This is a genomic window from Acinetobacter sp. XS-4 (genome assembly GCF_023920705.1).
Lineage (GTDB): Bacteria > Pseudomonadota > Gammaproteobacteria > Pseudomonadales > Moraxellaceae > Acinetobacter.
The window spans coordinates 554,108-575,285 of record NZ_CP094657.1 but is presented as its reverse complement, the minus strand read 5'-3'; the positions used below and the strand labels follow the sequence as shown (position 1 = coordinate 575,285).

General features: G+C 33.1%; 17 protein-coding genes and 1 tRNA gene. 8 read left to right on the top strand and 10 right to left on the bottom strand.

All coding sequences use genetic code 11. The features are described from left to right. The first annotated feature begins 1,119 nt into the window (after positions 1-1,119). On the top strand, positions 1,120-1,530 hold the full coding sequence (locus tag MMY79_RS02855) for a hypothetical protein (RefSeq protein WP_252611841.1): 411 nt from the start codon (positions 1,120-1,122) through the stop codon (positions 1,528-1,530). A 236-nt stretch (positions 1,531-1,766) separates the two neighbouring features. Here MMY79_RS02855 and MMY79_RS02850 read toward each other — a convergent pair whose 3' ends face one another. The 3 genes from MMY79_RS02850 to MMY79_RS02840 form a co-directional block, all read right to left on the bottom strand. Next, entirely contained in the window at positions 1,767-2,387 is a 621-nt protein-coding gene (locus MMY79_RS02850) for a hypothetical protein (RefSeq protein WP_252611839.1), read from the bottom strand. 39 nt (positions 2,388-2,426) lie between these two features. Next, entirely contained in the window at positions 2,427-3,203 is a 777-nt protein-coding gene (locus tag MMY79_RS02845) for a hypothetical protein (RefSeq protein ID WP_252611837.1), read from the bottom strand. Between the two features lie 164 nt (positions 3,204-3,367). Then, positions 3,368-4,504: a PIN domain-containing protein gene (locus MMY79_RS02840; protein ID WP_252611834.1), complete on the bottom strand. Its 1,137-nt coding sequence runs from the start codon at positions 4,502-4,504 to the stop codon at positions 3,368-3,370. Between the two features lie 361 nt (positions 4,505-4,865). On the opposite strand from MMY79_RS02840, the gene MMY79_RS02835 reads away from it, so the two are divergent. Further along, positions 4,866-5,297, top strand: coding sequence for a hypothetical protein (locus tag MMY79_RS02835; protein WP_252611831.1), 432 nt, complete (start codon positions 4,866-4,868; stop codon positions 5,295-5,297). Positions 5,298-5,452: 155 nt separating this feature from the next. Continuing rightward, positions 5,453-9,178 carry an SIR2 family protein gene (locus MMY79_RS02830; RefSeq protein ID WP_252611829.1) on the top strand — a complete coding sequence of 1,242 codons (3,726 nt, stop codon included), beginning with the start codon at positions 5,453-5,455 and terminating at the stop codon, positions 9,176-9,178. A 401-nt stretch (positions 9,179-9,579) separates the two neighbouring features. Here the strand turns inward: MMY79_RS02830 and MMY79_RS02825 are convergent, their stop codons facing one another. The 7 genes from MMY79_RS02825 to MMY79_RS02795 all read right to left on the bottom strand — a co-directional run bounded on the left by MMY79_RS02825 (position 9,580) and on the right by MMY79_RS02795 (position 16,317). Then, entirely contained in the window at positions 9,580-10,215 is a 636-nt protein-coding gene (locus MMY79_RS02825; protein ID WP_289781525.1) for an EcsC family protein, read from the bottom strand. 288 nt (positions 10,216-10,503) lie between these two features. Continuing rightward, entirely contained in the window at positions 10,504-11,277 is a 774-nt protein-coding gene (locus MMY79_RS02820; protein WP_252611825.1) for a hypothetical protein, read from the bottom strand. Between the two features lie 33 nt (positions 11,278-11,310). Further along, entirely contained in the window at positions 11,311-12,105 is a 795-nt protein-coding gene (locus MMY79_RS02815; RefSeq protein WP_252611823.1) for a J domain-containing protein, read from the bottom strand. Between the two features lie 49 nt (positions 12,106-12,154). Then, on the bottom strand, positions 12,155-13,552 hold the full coding sequence (locus MMY79_RS02810; protein ID WP_252611820.1) for a hypothetical protein: 1,398 nt from the start codon (positions 13,550-13,552) through the stop codon (positions 12,155-12,157). 423 nt (positions 13,553-13,975) lie between these two features. Next, positions 13,976-14,620: a hypothetical protein gene (locus MMY79_RS02805; RefSeq protein ID WP_252611818.1), complete on the bottom strand. Its 645-nt coding sequence runs from the start codon at positions 14,618-14,620 to the stop codon at positions 13,976-13,978. A 92-nt stretch (positions 14,621-14,712) separates the two neighbouring features. Further along, positions 14,713-16,026, bottom strand: coding sequence for an integrase arm-type DNA-binding domain-containing protein (locus MMY79_RS02800; RefSeq protein WP_252611816.1), 1,314 nt, complete (start codon positions 16,024-16,026; stop codon positions 14,713-14,715). 204 nt (positions 16,027-16,230) lie between these two features. Continuing rightward, positions 16,231-16,317: transfer RNA gene (locus MMY79_RS02795), tRNA-Leu, on the bottom strand. Positions 16,318-16,498: 181 nt separating this feature from the next. Between MMY79_RS02795 and queA the strand changes: the two genes are divergently transcribed. The 5 genes from queA (at position 16,499) to yajC (ending at position 21,163) form a co-directional block, all read left to right on the top strand. Next, entirely contained in the window at positions 16,499-17,536 is a 1,038-nt protein-coding gene (gene queA / locus MMY79_RS02790) for a tRNA preQ1(34) S-adenosylmethionine ribosyltransferase-isomerase QueA (protein WP_252611814.1), read from the top strand. A 229-nt stretch (positions 17,537-17,765) separates the two neighbouring features. Beyond that, entirely contained in the window at positions 17,766-18,794 is a 1,029-nt protein-coding gene (locus MMY79_RS02785; protein ID WP_252611812.1) for a hypothetical protein, read from the top strand. 84 nt (positions 18,795-18,878) lie between these two features. Further along, complete coding sequence (locus MMY79_RS02780; RefSeq protein ID WP_252611810.1) at positions 18,879-19,451, top strand: LemA family protein; 573 nt, start codon at positions 18,879-18,881, stop codon at positions 19,449-19,451. A 151-nt stretch (positions 19,452-19,602) separates the two neighbouring features. Then, positions 19,603-20,736 (top strand): tRNA guanosine(34) transglycosylase Tgt, encoded by a 1,134-nt coding sequence (gene tgt / locus MMY79_RS02775; protein ID WP_004638765.1) that lies wholly within the window; start codon positions 19,603-19,605, stop codon positions 20,734-20,736. 97 nt (positions 20,737-20,833) lie between these two features. After that, entirely contained in the window at positions 20,834-21,163 is a 330-nt protein-coding gene (yajC, locus tag MMY79_RS02770; RefSeq protein ID WP_003655131.1) for a preprotein translocase subunit YajC, read from the top strand. The last annotated feature ends 15 nt before the right edge of the window (positions 21,164-21,178 follow it).

Below are 21,178 nucleotides of genomic sequence, written 5' to 3'. Positions count from 1 at the left end.
TATGACTGTAATAAAGAAAAGAACGTAGAAAACTATGAAACGACCCGTAGGGAGTTGAAATAGTTTTCGTAGTGGAAAAGAAGGTAATGGTTGGTAACGTGGAAGCGATAGCGTAACCGTTAACGTACCGTTAGGTATGTTAATGGTTTCCAAACCATAAAGGAAATAGCAGATAAGCCCCTTCCTGCAAATCACGATTTATCATAGCACACTTTTAGCCTCCTGTCAAATTTATACTCATTAATATCAATTAGTTATATAAAATATACCGTAAATATCCACTCTATTTAACTGTTTCTATAACTAATAACAGTTAAATAAGCTGGGCTGAACTTGTAACGGCTAACCATAGTAGTTATGACTCATCTTCGTAACCAAGTTACATGTTCAGCCAGCATCCAACCGACTGTATAATATCTGATACACAATGAAAGTTACCGAGGGCGTGGAGGATATGTCCCCACTGATTACAATTACTCCCTGAAGTGAATACGCAACAATCAAAATTTTAAATAAAAAAACTTCCTTCCTGAAAAACTAGCCTAGCAATCGGAGCATAAGGGGTATGGGGGCACTTTTTGATATATACCGCCTATTTCTCCACATATTTAACGGATATACAATACCAAGGGCATTTTTAGAAAATCTTAAGTTATTTACCAGTAGCTATAGAATGCTCTCATTTGCGTTTACAGCTCTCTATTTTTTTATGACACAAGATATCAAATATTGTTTTTAAATCGCTCTATCAAGAGTCTATGAGCTATTAATAGTTATACAAAACAACTTTAATATAAATTAAAACTGGGCTTACATATTTTTGATAACTCTATTAATTTGACATAGCATGTCAGCTAAATGTAGAATCGACCTATTAGATATATTAACCACTACATATAATTCTACTATCCTGACATAAAGACATCCAAAATAACCCTAAATTCAACAAACAACAAAATACTAAGAATTACTTTAAAAATCTAAATATGTGCTTTTCTTAAAGCTATATATTAACTGTGTATTATATAGATATATATCTATCACTATCCCCTTTGTATCTATCTATATCTTACACACCCTTACCTTACATAAAAATTATAATTTAAAGAGAAATTAAAAATGACTGATCCAAAATACTTATTAAAAACACCTACATTTAAAGGTTATGCTGTAAATCCATATTACTCACTAAGAAAGAGTTCATTAGATACCATACACTCTTCAATGCTTTGGTCTTTAAAGAACATATCAAAGCCTAGAGCAATGCATATCACTATAGGACTTACAGACAAGGATACTTTTAGCATTGAGAAGTTTAACCGCCGTCTAAAAGCTAAGTTTAAAGATGAAGGCTTAGTACATCTCTATAGCTTTGAACTATCAGAAAATGAGAATCATCACTTACATTGTATGTTCATTTACAATGCTGAAGTACATCGTAGCTACTACACTGTTTATAAGATGATTTATGAATGTGCTATGTTAGATGGAGTGAGAAAAGAAGAAGTAATAAGAGAACGGACAAGCTAATGAAGTTAGATGGACTATTGCTTATCAAGAAGGAAGGAACTTTCCTGTACATTACTTAAGAACAGAAGAACAGTTCATAGATGCAATGTATAGATACAGCTACTTAGCTAAAGTTGATGATAAAGAAGGCATAAGACGTAAGGGTTTTGGAGTTATTAAAGTACTAAAAAACTCTCCTAATCAGTTATAAAATTAAGATAGTTTTTATATCTCTACTATTAAAAATTTTAAGCTATTTACTTCATCACTATAAAACTTTTCATTTTTGACCTATATGATTTATTAAAATTAATAATGCTACTCATATTTGTATTCATAAAATCAACTAGGTCTTTAACTGTTTTATCACTCCTCGAAATTTTTATAAATTCTGAACAAATTTTACTTATAAATTTATTATATTCTGCTCTATATTCTTCTAATTCCTTATCATCAGATAATTCAAGCAAGATTAAAATAGAAACAGAAATTTTTATATTATTATTTAAAATTTCACTTAATTTATCAAAAAAAACACCAAGGGAATCATCTGTAGCAAGTTTATTTTGATCTAGTCTTTTAATATAACTTGAAGCAATAGCAAACATCTTAATATCATCATTAATAAGTACCAATGCCTCTTTCGCCTCAACCGAAAATAATGTTTTATTATGCTGTTCCTTCCAATCAGTAAATAAATAAACTGCCATATAACCACCAAACAAGGTAGCTCCCACACCAAGTAGTCCTACAAAAGCATCAAGATCATCACCCGTAATACCTAATACTTTGGTAACTAGATAGAAAACTGCTGTGCCATATAAGGTAACAGCTAGAATCCATCCTGTTACTTTTTCAATTAATTCTTGTTTCTTCATATCCCCGCTCAACTTTGATAAATTCACATTGATTAAAGCCTACAATCCTTTTCTCATTCTCATGATTTCAGCCTTAATAAAATTAATATTATCTAATATAAATTCTGTAGTTAAGAAAAAGATATTATCTAAACTTTCATTATAATCCTTATTTCTATTTAAAAACTCTTTTCCACTTAATTGATAAAACAAGACTTGGAACTCTCTTAATCTTGTAAGCTTCATATATGTATCATTTTCTTCTTTAGCATCAAGATGCAGCTCTATAAATTTACTATACAGATCTTTTAAATAATACGTAATTTTAAAAAGCTCTAACGTTAAGTTATTAAAATCTAAGCTTTCATCTCCAAGTGCTAGCTTATATAAACTTAACTCATTTTGTATATCATCATAAATAGCTATTAAAAGATTCACTTGTTCTGAGAACTGAAGTTCTAATTTAGATGTATATTGAAAAAATTCTAAATATTCAGTTTTATTGTATGCTCTTCCTAAGTGTGTATAGCTACGATCTAATCTTAACCGTTCTAAGGTTGTGTTAAACTTTCCGACTAAACTATATGCATTCGACAAGTGATCTAAAGCTTTTTGGTGTTTTACTTGATCTTTCCAGATATCAATAATGAAGAATGCAGCTACAGGAGCATAGAGAGTAGCAGTCCATCCTAAGATACCTGCTATAGTAGCTCCTCTCTCACCACTATCAGGTTTCCCTATAATCACAGCATAAATATAAAAGCCAACTGCTAGTAAAAAAATGTAAAGTAGGAATAAAGCAACCAATCTACTAAACGTATTTGTTTTTGTACTCATAATCCTCTTTTATTGACATATTTATGAATTGATATCACATTATATCCACATATCTGTAACAAATTTGATTTTTTAAATATTAAAAAAATAATTCAATAAAACTATATTTTTCTCATAAGAGATAAGTTTTAATATTTACTCTTCCACCTAGTTGACTTCATTTCTTATTCATACTCATTCCTCCAATCTGGCTCTATGTAACCAAAATCAGCTTCTGAAAGAGTTTCTAAAACTTCAATTTGCTCAATTTTAATATCATCAAAATCTTTTGAAAAATCACCAGAAAGAGTTAATAGTATATCTGTATGATATTTTTCAATTGTAGTACACACATTTCCACCTAAGCTAACATAATCTTTATCGATAGAATCTCTAATTGAAAAATAAAAATTAGCTTCTACTTCTACTTCTATCTCTGCCCCCAATTTAAGAACAATACATTGATCATTTATTCTTACGACACTGATTTTGATTGATCCATTTTCTTCCTTATCAAACTCATGTGATACATAAGAAGCCGAAGTATCATCCCAATCAACATGCATATGTGAATCTACTACAATATTTATGTCATACCCATCAACACTATCAATAAGTGCCTGCTGAATCATTTCCAACACATGATTATCTTCATCAAGGAATGAGTCTTTCCTTATATGAGTAATTATACTGGCAACCTTATTGTGAGGCTGAAATTTTTCTAGAGCTTCAGCCAAACTTGCAACTAAAGTAATCCTTTTTGAGTTTTCAGAATAATCCTTCCATCCTTTATCTTGGCTCACTGCAACAACATTAATATCATTCGATTCTGCCCATTCATCAAGTGTTAACAAAGCAATGGCATCAGGAAATTCATTTTTCTTATCTTTTCCTGTTTCAAAAGGAGCTTCATTAGAGAAATACATTCTCATTAGAATCGATAAATCAACATAGTCTTCTGAATTTAATTTTATAGCTCCGATAAACTCATAATATTCATGCAATCTTGATTCTGCAATTTCATGTTCACTCCCATTAAGTGACAGTAATGTTTTAGCCTTACTTATAGTTGCATCATTTATCTTTAATTGTTTGTTTGCTGATCTTAATGCTTGATCTATGGTTGAGCGTGTTTTAGATATCTCTTGCCCAATATGCTTTATAGCTTCATTATGAACGACATCAGTTTGGAGTACTTGGACTGGACTATCCTTGAATTGTTTCATCTGTCCAAGCAATCCTTCATAGAACTTATAACCTTCAGATTTAAAGGTCGCGTTATCGATAGTAATTGCACCAAAATCTAATTCCATTTCTTTCATTTAATTCTCCTGTAACATCCACATAACATTTTAAATTTTTCTTTTATAAAATAGATTCATACTATCAAGTATCATATAAATAAATATCAAATTTTAAATACTTTATATAAAAAAACCTTACTCGAAAGTTGAATAACACCTATATGAAATTATCTTTTTTAAGCACCCACAAAAGCTACTAGGTCTTTACAAACAAATGTCACTGCTTATAGAAGTTTTTTTAATTAGCTTTAGATACAGAATATTCTGTATTGAAAATCAATAGATTACTTTATATACTATACATGTATTCAAAGTTTATAGCTCTTCATTTCCCCAAGTGAAGAGCTTTTTTTATCTGTAACCTGAGTTATAACCAACTATGAAAAAATTAACTTTATTTTTAATTTTAATTTGTACTGGTATTTCAGCTCACTCCGAAGTTGATTACAAATTAGCTCAGGATAGTTGTGGCTTGATGGAAAGTGTAGCCTTTGCTGCTCAAACTTATCGTCAAATGGGTTACAAACCTTCCGAGACCCTAGATAAATTGATGGAAACAGCAAATAAGATAGAAGATCCTCAATACAAGGATATTGTTAGTCGTTTAGTTTTCGATGTAGTTGAAAATGCTTACTCTATTCAACAGTACTCAACCAAAGCTTTAAAAGATAAAGCTATTACTCAATTTACTGAAACAAACTATTTATCTTGTATAAATGTATTTAAAAAGAGAATAGATGAAAAGGAAAATACTGAAGATCAATACCTTCCTCAGGGAACAATAAAATTAAAACAGAGTCTTTTTAGATAATTAATATTATCAGGCAATCATTTTAAATTCTGCAATTTGTCTTTTAAGATTTAGATAATTCTATTCTTTTTCTCCTATCTGCTAGCGAATATTGCTATTTTTTTTAAACAGTTATATGTTTATTTCAATCATCTGAAGAAACTTAAAAATTAAGAATGAATATACCAGATCAAAGTCATATCAATCATATCCGTGAACTATTATGGAATACAAATAGTGGGGGTGCTTCAGTAATGATTGGTGCTGGATTTAGTAGAAATGCCTTACCAACTAGTGCTTCTGCTAAAGATTTTCCCCTTTGGTCACAAGTAGCTCGAAACTTATGTAGTAAGCTATATCCACCATCAGAAAAAAGTCGATTAGAACAAGCCTTATCTGAGGCAACAGGTACAAGTGGTTTCTTAAGACTGGCTCAGGAGTATGAAATAGCGTTCGGTAGAGGAAGTCTTCACAGTTTTATTAATGATTCTGTACCTGATACAGATTACCAACCATCTGAACTTCATTACCAATTACTAGAATTACCTTGGAAAGAAGTTTTAACCACGAATTGGGATACATTATTAGAAAGAACCCAATTAGAGATACCTGAACGCTCATATAGTATTGTTAGAACTGTAGATGAGTTAGCAAATACTCCATCACCTAGAATTATCAAATTACATGGTACAGTACCTGCTCACATCCCCTTCATATTTACTGAAGAAGACTATAGAACTTATCCCAAGAAATTTGCTCCATTCGTAAACACTGTCCAGCAGATAATGATGGAAACAGCAGTACTTCTATTAGGCTTCTCTGGTGATGATCCCAATTTCTTACAATGGTCTGGATGGGTTAAAGATAATTTAGGAGCATCAGCTCCAAAAATTTATTTAGCGGGATGGTTAAATCTTTCCCCACATAGACGAAGAATGCTAGAAAACAATAATGTAGTACCTATTGATATTTCTAAACATCCTAAAGCAAATGATTGGCCTGAGCATCTAAGACATCAATATGCAACAGAATGGATTATTAAAACTTTACAATGCGGACAATCGTACAATTATAAAGATTGGCCCTCAATAAGAAATTATTCTTCTCCTGAAATAGAGGACTACTTAAAACCTATAGAACCAAATCCACAACTACTTCCTTTAACAATTTCAAGAGTAGGCAGAACTGATCCAATACCAACTGAAACATTAAAAGAACTATTAACTGTATTGGAGCATAATAGAAAAATTTATCCTAACTGGCTCATTTATCCACTTGATAAACAATATGATCTTGATCTAATTCTAAATGAATGGGCTAATGTCATTACTGAAAATTTGAATAGTTTTAGTTCAATAGATCAGTTGCGATTTTTAAATGAAATTATTTGGCTTTATCAAAAGAAATTGATCCCTATACCTAGTGAAATTGAAGATATATGGAATAAAATAGCAGTTAAGTTTGACTTTAATAACAAGACTATTGATTCAATTTGCTATTCTTCAGAATGGTCAAATTTAGAAAAAATCTATATTGAGAACACTATATATTCACTCACAAACAAAAGACTAAATTTAGATGAAGAAGCATTTCATTATGGGTTAAATCAAGTAAAGAAATTTAAGAGTCACTCTATAGAAATAAATAATTTGATTACTTATGAAGAGTGTCAATGGTATCTTCTAAATTTAGATTTTGAGAAGTTACAAAATTTACTTGAGGAATGGAATGTTTCAACTAGTGATCCAATATGGATGTTTAGAAAAGCATCACTTTTATTAGAGCTAAATTTAGAAGATGAAGCCCATCATTTAATGACTCAAGGATTTACTATTATTAAAAAAAATCCTGATAATTTTAATGATTTCTCCAACTCCTCTCGAGAAGGATGGGCATTATTAAGCATCGAAGCTTTACAAGAAAACAGAAAGAAAAATCAGCATATAAAAATTAAGAAATTTAACTTTCAAGAAAGGTTTAAACAATTAGAATTGCTGAACTGTAACACAAGTAGTCAAATACATAATTTAATTGAAAGAGTTAATCAACGTAAGGACAAACAAGAAAGTAATCAAAATCCATGTTTTGATTTATATAGACGTAGAGGTGAAACTGTAAGTTTCAACAACAACAAGTACTACGCAATTACTCATGCTTATCAATGTTTATTACTATGTGAAACAGCAGGTTTACCATTATCCGTAGAGGGGTACTCTGTAGGTAGTCCACTTATCAGAGCTTTAATTGATAATTATGACCTTATTGATATAAAAATAACTTCTCGAATTGTAGTCAGATTAAAACCAACAGATGATGATAAACTAATCAACAATATTTATTCTAGAGTAAGTATAGCTAGCTTAGATGAAGTTGATTTTGAGAAATTACTAAATCAAATTAATGGTCTTTTAACATATTGCTTAGCTCAGTATCGTCAAAAACCTAACTCATTTTGGATTAGTTATATACGGTCATGCTTAGAACTTATTTCTAGATTAATTATTCGTTTAAATAATGAAGAAAAACTTGAACTCCACTTAAAACAAGCAATTGATTTTTTTAAAGATTCATCATTAAGAAGTGCTTTTTGGCTTCAAAAACCACTTAGCAATTATTTAAAAAGATGCTGGGAAGTATGCAATACTAATATAAAATCTTCATATATACTCAAAATCCTACAGCTCCCAATAAACTGCTTATTAAATCACAGAGAAGATTACCTAATTCAAATTGAAAGATTCTTAAATAAAACAGAAGTTGATCGATTATGCAATCGAAATATAGAAAATGAATCTGAATGGAATATTATAATAAATTTAATCCTATCTGGCTTAAAATCATCTAAGAGACCAAGATGGGATGCCTGTTTACGTCTAATCTTAGTTTATAATTTTATTAATAAAGAGGAACTTGAGGTAATAAGAGAATCATTATGGAAAAATAACGATGAATCAGAAAATGATTTTCCTACAGATACACAGCTTTACGATTTTGCGTACCTAACCAGCTTTAAAGACTTAAACCTTAAATCTAAAGATATTTTTATAAAAAAATATTTAGTCCCATCTAATGATTTTAAAATTTTAACAAGAAGTATTTTTGAAATCTCCCAAGCCTTAGAAGTACTATTACTATCTGACAAACAAATTGATATTTTATTCGAAAACATTAAAAATTGGTCAAATAGCATCCCAATTGATTCTCTTGAATTTGATGGATTCCCTCATCATTTTAATGATGCTCCTTCTGATATTATAGAGACTTTTTCAAGCATTAATAAAATAGCGTTAAATATTAATATACCCGAATATTTAGCAGAAATTCTCTTTGTAAAAATGAAGTTTCTTATTCAATATAATATTTATAGTTATTATCTTGTTGGTACTTTAGTAAAAGTTCTTCCTGATAAAAATTATGATATTAATACCTATCTAAGAAAAGGAATTATTTCTGACATACCAGAAAATGCAAGAAATGCAATGTATGGACTATTTTTATGGATTCAGCAAGCTCTTAGTAATAAGATTCAAAACACCCCTTTCCCTTCTGATGATTTAATTCGAGAAATTGGTTTAGCAATTGCTACTAGAAGGAAAAATACTTTAATTCAAGCTCTCCTAGCAGCAACTATCATCTTCAAAGCTAGAGATAGTCAAATAAGTTCAATTATAAGTTCGCTAATCTTAGAAGGTCTGGAGTATTTAATATTAGAGCAAGACTATAAGTCTTCTCATGATGATATTGAAGATGTTCCTATCATTCGACTTAACTGTGTAAAGCTTGCATATCAAATGTCTATAAATGGTTTTGAAGATAAATCAATTATTAAACAGTGGCTAGAGGAAGGAGAAAAAGATCCGTTACCAGAAATAAGAAATATCTTCGAGGAAAAAGATAATTGATTAATAAATAGTACTATTATGTTATTTAATTATTAGATAACGTAATAGTACACTTCATTTCTTATAGTTTTATATCCACTTAAAATATAGATTATCTAATTCTTTTCAACATCTTATATAAAAGAAAAATTTTAATTGAAAGTTCAATCTAGTTAGATGAGGTTATCTTTTTGATGCACACACAAAAGCTAAGGCTATAACACAGTACTGTAAAATCATTAAAGGTGGAAAGAAAAGTGAGTTAAAGCCCATAAGCAAGCTAAAGGGCTACAAATTATCAAATTTTAATAAATAAACTGAATAATATGCTTAATCTATATCATCAAATACGACAGTTAACTTAAAATGAAGGGTAGACTTCTACAGATCTACCCTCCTATCATGATGAAGCGTTAAGAATTTTAAATAGTGATAAAGGTATCTCTCGCAATATTTCCAATAGTATTAGTTGTTATAGAGTCAAACGTTGCCCCTACAATCCCCCCAAATAAAGGAATTGTCTTACCAAGATTGATAGCACCTTTTTCACCAAATTTAGTTAATAAGCGAAACCCTACTTTTTTGTTTATTGCTGTAATAGTTTTTCCACTAATATTTTTGATAGCATTTTCGGCTAACTTCTTTCCTACTACGATGCCAACATCTTTTAAAATATCTTTTGCAGCATTACCCGTAAGACAAACAAATACTAAAGATCTCACTCTATCATCATTTAAATTATGTCCCCCCATATGAGCAATAGCTGCAATCATACGAATCTGAACATACATTACACTGGCTACATTTGCTGGAATAGCAACTGGTAAAGTAATAATTCCCCCAAGCCCAGTTATAAACCCAGATGTGCCTGCTTTAGTATTTTGCCAACGAATTAAGGAGTTAACTTGATTATATAAACTATCATCTGTTTTTTTATAATCTTTAGCCAAATCATAGGCTGAATCCAAACCAACAACTCCATTCACAGCTTTATCATAAGACCAATTTAAAACTTCCATGATCTTATTTTCAGTTAAATTATTTACCATATGCTCTATTTTCTTCTAAAGTAATAAGATAATTATACTTGGATTTATAATGATTTAAATCCATTTAAAAAATATTCTCAAATTTTGTACTATAGAAAAACCGATAAATGTAAAAGATGATTTTTATATTTATCGAATGATAGGTAATAGAACAACAATAAAATAAAACTCTTGATTTAGATAAGCTAATCTCATTCTTCCTTTTACCAACATATCCTTCCGTGAAAGTTCACGATGTATCCAGTAGTAGTATTCTTGCCTATAAATGCATACATATAACCCAAGTCTATGCATGATCTAGTTGTTCAAATCCATAAGAGTAGTTTTTTCTTTAAATTTTAAGTTTGGGTCCCAATAATCAATATCACGGGAAACACGCTCACCACTTGCTAAGCAACTTACTTGTACAGAGTAACTAACATCAAAGAAGCAATTTGGATAATAAGTATCTAATATGAATCCACATCTTTGCTCATATTCCCATGCATAAGAACAATCTGTTCCTTCTTCACATGGATTCTGTACTCTACTTTTATCTTCAAAATTACTTGGATGCTTTAAACAGTCATTTAACGCTTCTTGAGGACTAGCATAGTTAGCAATCCTGTCATCTACAACTATATTATTATTATCAAAGACATTAGTACCTTCATTTGTTTCACTGCTTACTTGGTCACTACTCTCCTCTGTTTGGCTTATTGTTTCCTGTGTATCAGTAGTAGTATCTTCATTTGAATCGTAAGATGATTCTGCTACAGGAGCCTCTTCTGGGATACTCTTCAAAGCTTTAGGTACTTTAAATAATAAAATTGCAAAAACAACGACACCAATGATTAACGTATATTTATTATCATTAAAGAAATTACTTTTCTTTAGAGATGTATTTACATTCTCTCTTTTATCTTTTGTACCTGAATACTTTTGATCAGTACTATTTATTGAATTTGGTAGCTCTACTTCACTTATTTTCTTTTTAGAAAAATTACCATACTGTGGCAATCCACAATATGGGCACTTGAGTACTTCACTTGAAATTTCATTCCCGCATTTAAAGCATTCTATAAGAGCCATCTTATTATTCCTTTTAGACCAATCGTAGAATTATTAAAGTTTTAATAAGACATCTCTAGCATGGTTAATTTCTGCTGCCTTTTGCTCAAGAATTTCTCTTACTGCATCAGTGACACCAACATTACGATCAGAATGAAAATCTCTTATTTTCATACGATGGGCTTTCTTAATTTCATCATTAGAAGCATGAACTGAGATACCTAAAACCTTTGCAGCTATTTCACGTTCATTAAGTTCTTCTACTACAGGAGTGTCTTTTTCTTGTTCTGATGCATGTTTAATAAAATTCTCAAGCTCTTCTATACAATAGTTACGTCCAAGACCTATATTTGAACCGAATTGAAGAACTTCTGTTTTAAAAACTTCTGTATTTCTACAAGTATTAAATATCAAAATCATCACATTGATATAGATTTCAGCCTTCCTAGGTTCATTTGGTTGAAGAGCCAGAAAATCTCGAATTGATTGTGAGATAGAGGGACGATTAGTTAATTTAATTCGCTCGCGTAGGAGTACTATTTCATTATCATTTTCACAAGCTTCAATAAATATATTCTTAACAAAGTTTACCTTGTCTGGGTTCCAAGTAAGCTCATGAAGTAAAGCATAGTGGCAAACAATATCTACACATGGATAAATTTGTTCAATTAAACTTTGTCCCAATTTTATTGATGGTTCAACTTTATTGTTATTTAGGTATGGATCAACCGTTCTGCTCTCTTCCTCTTTAAACGGAAGAGCTGCAAGATAGCCAATACCAAATCCTATAAAGAAACCTATAGGACCAGCAATAAAAAAACCTATAACACCAAAAATCCAACGTAGCACTTTATTTTCCCCACTAATGAATGCATAAAACTATGAAAAGCTATTCACCTTATGGGTTTTCATTAAGAAAATATAATGCTGCTTTTTTCTTACCATTAAATACAATGGAGTCTAAATAAGGGTAAGTTCCCTTTTGGTCAGCGCTTAAATTTGCGTAATCTACAAATGTCTTTTCTTTTAGTACTTTTCTTGCTTGATCAACACTAGCATCAAAAACAACTATGGTGTCACCAGCATAACCACACCTATTTTCACCACTGATATCACAAACACCTCTTTGTACTCCAATGACATCTAACCCATGAACTTTTAGCCCTTTTACTTTCCATGTAAAAAACTCTTCTGTTTTCTCTGATGGCTTATAGACACGAATACCATTACTCAACCAATAATCAATAAATCCATCATCTACAAATTTAAGAACAGATTCATAAAATATGGGTGCATATCCCTCATTATTTATTTTTGAAAAATAATTTTGATAACCGTCAAAATTTATAGTTTCAGAATATGGATTAGGCTGCTCAGATTCTAATTTGTAGCTTTTACCATCAAATTTATAAGTTTTGTAGACATTATAAGGAACTATCTTAGGGGCATCTTCAAAAGATTTCCGTATATCCTTATTTCCCTCATAGAGAATTGCTAAATCATAAACATTACTGCTTTCTTTGCTTTTATCTAAGAAGTAAAAAGAATCATATTTATACTCTGCATTATTCGCCCAACCTTCCTCTGCAAACGAAATATCATTTGCAATATCATATATTTTCTTATTTTTCTCATCTAATAAAACAATATAAGCAGATTTATTAGAATGACCACCACCACCGAACCATTGACTAACGATAAAGCCCTTGTACTGACTACCAATGTCTATCGGTTCACTATTCATAATATGATCATAAGTCATATCATCTACACCTGTGTTTCCCGATCCTCCATTCACTAACCCCTCACGAGAAGTCTTAGCAATCAGCTCGTACTCTTCACCTGACTTTTTGAATAAGAATAAATCTAAGTCGGTTCCTACTGATGCATGACCTGAGTACTCTGCATCTTTATGTGTAAAAGCAACTAAGTAACGATCTTCACCTTTATTCTTATATGACTTAACGCCTTTGTATTTATATGCAGTCAAGACATCTTTCAGATATGAGATGGACTTATACTCACTATTCTTTGCTTCATTAAATTTAGCTAAGTCTTGGTTATTTTTTAGATTATTTTCACTAACTGATATGTATAACGTACTAAATAATTCTTGAGCGTTATTTAGGTCTTTGACCACTACTCTGCCATCTTTCTTTTCTGAAGGCGCTGTTTTTTGCTGAACTACTGTATCAGTAGCAAGTTGAGGATTCTTACCAGCATACAAGTGATAGGAATATATGGACGCGCCTAAAGTACAGGCAATAATACCTAAAGTTATTTTATTAAGTTTCATTATTATAAAGTCCCTTCGTTGATTATGGTGGCAGAACGAGCAAGGGTTCGCAGACTGATAGTAAAGAATCAGCACACCCGAAGGTGTCCCTCACTCGCCCTACCGCAACAAGCGAGGGACGATCGATTACACAAAACTACCCCTCAGAAGGAGTAATCTGATGCACTTTACTAAACGGTCTGCGACGACCGACTGACAATGTGGTCAGCGACTAGATGATAATTGTGAATGATTGTAATCGTCAATAGTTTTTATCAGTGGTTAAAAAGTTGGTTGATACAAGTTTTTAACCACTGGTAATAACTAGATGTTCTCTTCTGGGAAGAGCAATATTCTACTAGGGATAAATATCAATTTGATCCTGATAATCCTAAAAATAAGTAGTAGACAGGCAAATGGAGTTTGACTTTTAATCAAATCATCTTACATATTATGTCTGTTATTCAAGATATATTCATAGAAGAACTCTAACTCCTCCGTTCCTTGATAAACATCTCCTCCCCCTGCTGTTGTCATAGCATTAAGGAAACCATAACTTGTGAGTTCCTGCCCAGCTCCATCGCAATCACTATTAAATATTCTATAGTCTTCATCATTTTGTCTTTCTAAATGAAGGCTAAAGCAAGTACTTATTTGTTCCAGTAAAAAAGAACTTAATTTTGGAATAATATGAGAGTATTTTAGAAATTTTTTTCTATCTATTTGTTTTACATCATATAAAATCACTACTCTTGCGATCATTTGAGACTGTATTGCCAAATAACTATTTTCTAAAGCATTAAGTATTTCTCCTCCCATTTCTATATTATTTTGACCCTGAAATATCCTAAGAACCTGTCCCGTATGGTTTTGTTCAACCTCTTGAACAAACTCTAAAAAAAGATTAGCTCGTTGTTGTTCCCTATACGAAATTCTTGCACCGTGAACTCCTTTTAATACATTCACTATTGGAAAAGCTTTAATTGCTTCTCCTAGAGCTGTTTCTGCTACAGCCATTACCGTATTATCAAAAATATTTTCAACTGTTTCCCCAAAAACGAAACCAACCTCAGTACCTTTTATTTTCATTACAAAACCCTAGTTTAAAAACTATCGTTATACCAACTTCAAATAATATACGTATAGCCAAAGAAGCCAACCATGCAAAATAATCATTTCATTTACGCAATATTTCTTTGGAAGACAACTACATTATTTTTTTCTGGATTAGCATAATAGTAAGGCGAAACATATCCACCTTTTTCAATATCTAAAAGATATTGGCTCCACCACTCCATCATTTCCTTTCGTTCTTGTAAGTACTCAGCAACGTGCGTATACGCTCCCACTACATTATTTCGCTCTTGGTGACTCATTTGCTTTTCTATAGCATCTTTCTGAAACAACCCACACTCACCTAATGCCGAACGAGCCATAGCTCTCAATCCATGAAAGCATAGTTCCGATTGAGTATCATATCCCATTCTTCTTAAGGCATCATTGAATGTATTCTCACCTAGAAATTGAGCACTTTTATATGAGCTAGGAAAGATATATTCACTTCCCATAGTAATGAGCTTTATTTCTTTAAGTATCCCAATTGCATAGTCAGATAAAGGAACAATATGCTGAGTTCTCATTTTGGCTCCACGGTCAGAATGCTTAGCCCCTCTTACCTCATTTCTTTTAGGAGGAAGTACCCATTGCTTCTTTACTAAATCAATTTCACTCCATCTAGCAAACCGTAATTCTGAAGAACGTATAAAGATATGTAGACCTAATAGAATTCCAAACTTGGTTAACGGTTGCCCTGTATCACTTTTTATACGCCGTATTAACTCAGGTAATCTTTCTAAAGATAAAGCTGGTCTATGTTTTTTAGGGGCTGTTAAATCAAGGCTCTCCATCTCTCTTGCATGATTGACTTCAATATAGCCATATTGAACAGCATAGCTAAAAATTAGAATTAGATCAGAACGTATCCGTTGTGCATTATCAGCACTTTTCTCATAAATCTTATTTAATAACAATCTTAGGTCACTGGACCGAATATCTGTTATTTGCAAATGCCCAATATAAGGAAACATATGGTTTTCAAATTTCCTAATTCTTTTCCTTTTAGTTTCTTCATCTAGAGACTTCTTAACTGAATATTGTTCTAACCATGTACGTGTTATGACCTCAAGTGAAAGTTCTTGAGTAGACTTCTTTTTTAATGAGTCTAAATATTCTTTAAGGTCTTTACCTTCTGCCAAGATACTTAAGTAATCTCTTTTCTTTTCACGAGCTAAAGCTAATTTATATTGTGGGTAGTTTCCTACGGTAATCACTACTCGAACATCTTGCTGGTTCTTATATTGAAATATCCACGTTTTTGTTCCTGAGGTTCTTATACGTAAGTAAAGTCCTTCACCATCAGATAAGTTGTAATCTTTTTCTTTAGGTTGTGAAGCATCAATTTGAGTAACAGTTAAAGGTTTAACAATCCTAGCCATTCTGATTTCATTAATATGTGAAAGAAGTTCTGGATGTTTATATGGATGTTTATTATTTCTATCAAGAGGGGTAATTTCTCAGGAAAAACTTTGAGCAACTTTATAAATCAATTAGTTAATGGAGTATAAATATTTGTTTTCTAAAACAAAAAACCCCTAAGCCGTTAGCTTAGGGGTTTTCGTAGAATCTTACGATTCTGAATCTGGTCCCGAGGGTCGGACTCGAACCGACACGTCATCTCTGACAGCGGATTTTGAGTCCGCCGCGTCTACCAATTTCACCACCTCGGGAGAGGAAGTATGTTTGTGTTGCGTATATTAGCGCGTTTGTAAAACTTGTCAAACCCTAAGTGAATATTATCGTTCACTTTTAGACCACTTAAACATTTTTCATGATTTAGGCCATAAGCACAGCCATAAAAAAGCGAAAAAGTTTATACTAGGCCCAATTTTTGCGGTGTTTTTTTTAAATATGCAACTGTCCGACTTTTCCTTTGAATTACCTGATGAACTTATTGCCCGTTACCCTCTCGAATCACGTAGTGCTTCAAGGTTGTTGCACCTAGACTCAAAGGGTCAATATCACGATCACATGTTCACAGACATTATCGATCTGTTCGAAGAAGGTGATCTATTAGTGCTCAATGACACTAAAGTCATGAAAGCGCGACTTAAAGGAAAGCGTTCTACAGGCGGTGCTATTGAGATTTTGGTTGAGCGCATGCTGAACCACACCACAGCGTATTGCCATATTAAATCGAGCAACTCACCTAAAGCGGGTGCCGAGCTTTATGTCGGTGCCGATAACATTCCTGTAATTGTACGTGGTCGTCATGAAAATTTATTTGTGGTTGAGTTTTCACAGCCTATTTTACCTGTACTTGAGCAATATGGTCAGCTACCTATTCCGCCTTACTTTAACCGTGAAGCAGAAGAAATTGACACTGAACGCTATCAAACGGTTTTCCATAACCCAGAAAAAATTGCCAGTGTTGCAGCACCTACTGCAAGCTTGCATTTTGATGAAACACTTTTAGAAAAATTAGAACAAAAAAATGTTCAAAAAACTTTTGTGACTTTACACGTGGGAGCCGGCACATTTATGCCAGTTCGCACTGATGACATTACCAACCATATCATGCACAGTGAATGGTGTGATGTACCTCAAGAAACCATTGATTTAATTTTGGCGACTAAAGCACGCGGCAATAAAGTGATTGCCGTTGGTACAACTGCGACACGTGCCTTAGAAAGTGCAGCCCAAGCACACGGCGGAAAAATCGCGGCTTGGACTGGCGACACACAAATCTTTATCTATCCGGGCTATGAGTTCTGCATCGTAGATCGTTTAATTACTAACTTCCATTTGCCAGAGTCTACTCTGCTCATGTTGGTATCAGCACTATCAAATCGAGACAACATTTTGGCTGCCTATGAGCATGCAGTTAAAAGCAGCTATCGTTTCTTTAGTTATGGAGATGCAATGCTGGTTGATAAATTAGAAGTTTAAAAACTAAGACTGGGTTAAACCTTATAAGTTGATTCGAGGTTTAACCCAGCTCAAATTTTTACAATAAGAAATAATGAACCTAGCCTTGTCTCGCAAAAAATTATCGATAAAACTCAGGCATCAATTTTTTAAATAAAAATTCCAAATTTAGAAATATTAAGTATTTATCTCTTTCAATTTAAAAGATAATCTAGAAATAGCTCTTTATGATAATGAACTCATTACTTCCATGCCAATCGATACTGTACAAGAAGCTCTTCATATAAGGCGTAAAAAAAATACACAGGTTTTTCGCAATATCGCTCGACTTTGGAATGCTGGACAAAAATCTCATTCAGCCCAAGATCTTTTAGATGCTTTACATCCATGGCGCGAAGATCACAACCTTCGATTTTTTAATGTGCTTCCCTATTTCCTTGCCATTTGCAGCATCACAATATTAGGCTTTGGTTATTTTCTTCATCCACATATTCAATATATCTGGAGCTTTTTAGGCGCCTTTTTAACAGGGTTTCTGGCATATTTACTCTATCAATCTCAAGAACCATTAACACAAGTTATTCGTTATCTAGAACAGCGTATGGTGATTTTGCGTTACGGTTTACAGCTTCAGCAGTTACCCGCTTATCTTCCCATTCATGCTCAACCAGTTTTAGTTCTGAGTAAATTAAAACAGTATTTCCCACTGTTTAACCGAGGGACTGAATCTAACGAAATTACTCAGTTTGCTTCGGCTACATGGAACGATGGAGTAACCGATCATCAAGTCTTGCTGTTTCAATATCATTACATTAATGAAATCCCTATTATTCAAGACCAAAATAGCGATAAAAAAATTATAAAAGAAATTCATAAAGATTTATGGGGCGCTTTTATATTTCAAATGCCAGCTTTGGGTATTGCTGTTAGCAATCAACGTTCTCGGTTTTTTGTCCCCTACAGCAGTAAATGGCAAAGTAGCGATATTTTAATTAACCAAGAACTTAATATTTTTGGAGTTAATCAACACCAGTTGGCCAAAGAGGTTAGCCCAAGCTTAACTTTAAAATTAAATGATTTTTTTCAGCACTTTAAGGGTGATTTAATTTATCATCACGAAGAACAAATTTTGTGTTATCTGGGTGAGCAAAATCTTTTTCAGACCACCAGTAAGCAAAGTGAAATTCATGATGTTTCAGCATTACGTGGACACTTACGTACCATGACCATGCCGCAATATGAAAAATTTCAGCAATTAATGTTGAACTTAATTAAATAAATCTCTCGTATTACTTCGTTGTCGACCCATTAAAAAATGAGAAGCCAAAAAGTACACTGAGGGAATAACAATAAGGAAGAGACCATGACTGGTTTATTTATTTTCTTGGGGATTTTTGTTGTATTGATCGTCTGGGGCGTTCACATCCGTAATACCATCGTACGTTATTTTAATGCGACTAAACGTGCTTGGGCTGAGGTTGCCAATTTCGAGCGTCAGAAAGTAAAGACTTTAGAAGCGCTTGAGACAACACTTAACCAATATACTCGTTTTGAAAAATCGACATTAGAAAAAGTCACTGAATTACGTCAGCAAATTCTTAACTTAAATGTGAATAACACTGATATTTCTCAGCTCCAACAAATCGAGAAAATGAGCAAAGAACTGATTCGTAGCTTAAATGTCGTTGTTGAAAACTACCCTGAGCTTAAAGCCGATTCGCTCTATAGCAAAATGATGGACGATATTCAGGAACAAAATGAAAATGTGGGTGCTGCGATTAGTATCTTTAACCGTAATGTCGAGCTGTTCAACAACCAGATTGAAGTATTCCCTAACAATCTCATCAATACATTAACTTTATCCAAGAAAGCGATTCGTCCTTTTAAGGATAATCTTGTTAATGAAAATTTTGACTATAAACCTAATTTTCAATAGGGGAAAAAACAGCCCCTAACCTGTCGGAAATTTTATCTATTTTATAGCCAGCTACATTTAGTAGTAGAACTACATCGCAGAATCAAGGAAAATAGCTCTCTTTTTAGCAGCGAACTGTTTCTTCGCCTCTGCTCGTGTTCAGGATTTTTAGATGAAGTTTGAAAAATTAGGTCAGTCGGGGCGCGCCCGTCGTGGTCGTTTAACTTTAGAGCATGGTGTTGTTGAAACACCTGTTTTTATGCCAGTGGGGACTTACGGTACAGTCAAAGGTATGCTACCGCGTGATATCGAAGACATTCAGGCACAAATTATTTTAGGAAATACCTTCCATTTATATTTGCGTCCAGGTCTTGAAGTGATTAAAGAACACGGCGGTTTGCATAACTTTATTAAATGGGATAAGCCAATTTTGACTGACTCTGGCGGTTTCCAGGTTTTTAGTCTTGGCGCAATGCGCAAAATTAAAGAGGAAGGTGTTACTTTCCGCTCGCCGATTGATGGTTCAAAAGTGTTTTTATCGCCTGAGATTTCTATGGAAATTCAGCAGGTATTGAACTCTGACATCGTCATGATTTTTGATGAATGTACACCTTATCCTGCAACGCATGAAGAAGCACAAAAATCATTGCAGCTTTCTTTACGCTGGGCAAAACGTTGTAAAACCCATCATCATGATGAGCTCAAAAATAAGAATGCACTATTTGGCATTATTCAAGGCGGTATGTATGAAGACTTACGTGATGAGTCTTTAAATGGCCTTCTTGAAATTGGCTTTGATGGTTATGCGATTGGCGGCTTATCTGTAGGTGAACCTAAAGATGAGATGATCAAAGTTTTAGATTATCTACCAAGCAAAATGCCACAAGACAAACCGCGTTACTTGATGGGCGTTGGTAAACCGGAAGATATCGTTGAAGCGGTGCGCCGCGGTGTCGATATGTTCGACTGTGTAATGCCAACCCGTAATGCGCGAAACGGTCATTATTTTGTCACTGATGGTCTGGTACGTATTCGTAATAGTAAATATCGCCATGACCAGAGTCCGCTCGATCCGCATTGCGATTGCTACACATGTAAGAACTTTACCCGTGCTTATCTATTCCATCTTGAGAAATGTGGAGAGATGTTAGCGTCTATGCTCGGTACCATTCATAACTTACGTTATTACCAACGTTTAACTGAAGGTATGCGTGATGCATTAGAGAATGGCACATTTGATGAATTTGTTCAGGACTTTTATGCCCGTCGTGGTTTAGAAGTTCCACCATGTCCAGTTGATGAATAAGCCCGATTTGCGCTCAACCTCAAGACAAGGTAAATTGCAAAACGAATTAGGATTATGTCAGGTATCTGACTCATATTTTTAACTTTAGGAAATCAAAATGAGCTTTTTAATTTCTGCTGCACATGCAGCACCGGCAGCTGGCCCAACTACAGGTATTTTGCCAAACATCTTGATGATTGTCGTATTCGTTGCAATCTTTTATTTCTTAATTTGGCGCCCTCAAGCAAAGCGTGCTAAAGAGCACCGTTCTTTAATCGAAAGCTTAGGTGTAGGTAGTGAAGTTGTGTTCGCTGGTGGTTTAATGGGCAAAGTGACCAAAATTGAAGGTGACTATGCAGTTGTTGAACTTAGCCGTGGTGTAGAAGTAAAAATTCAGCGTGCTAGCGTAATTTCAGTATTACCTGAAGGCACTCTAAATAACCTTTAATCATAAAACAGTCGT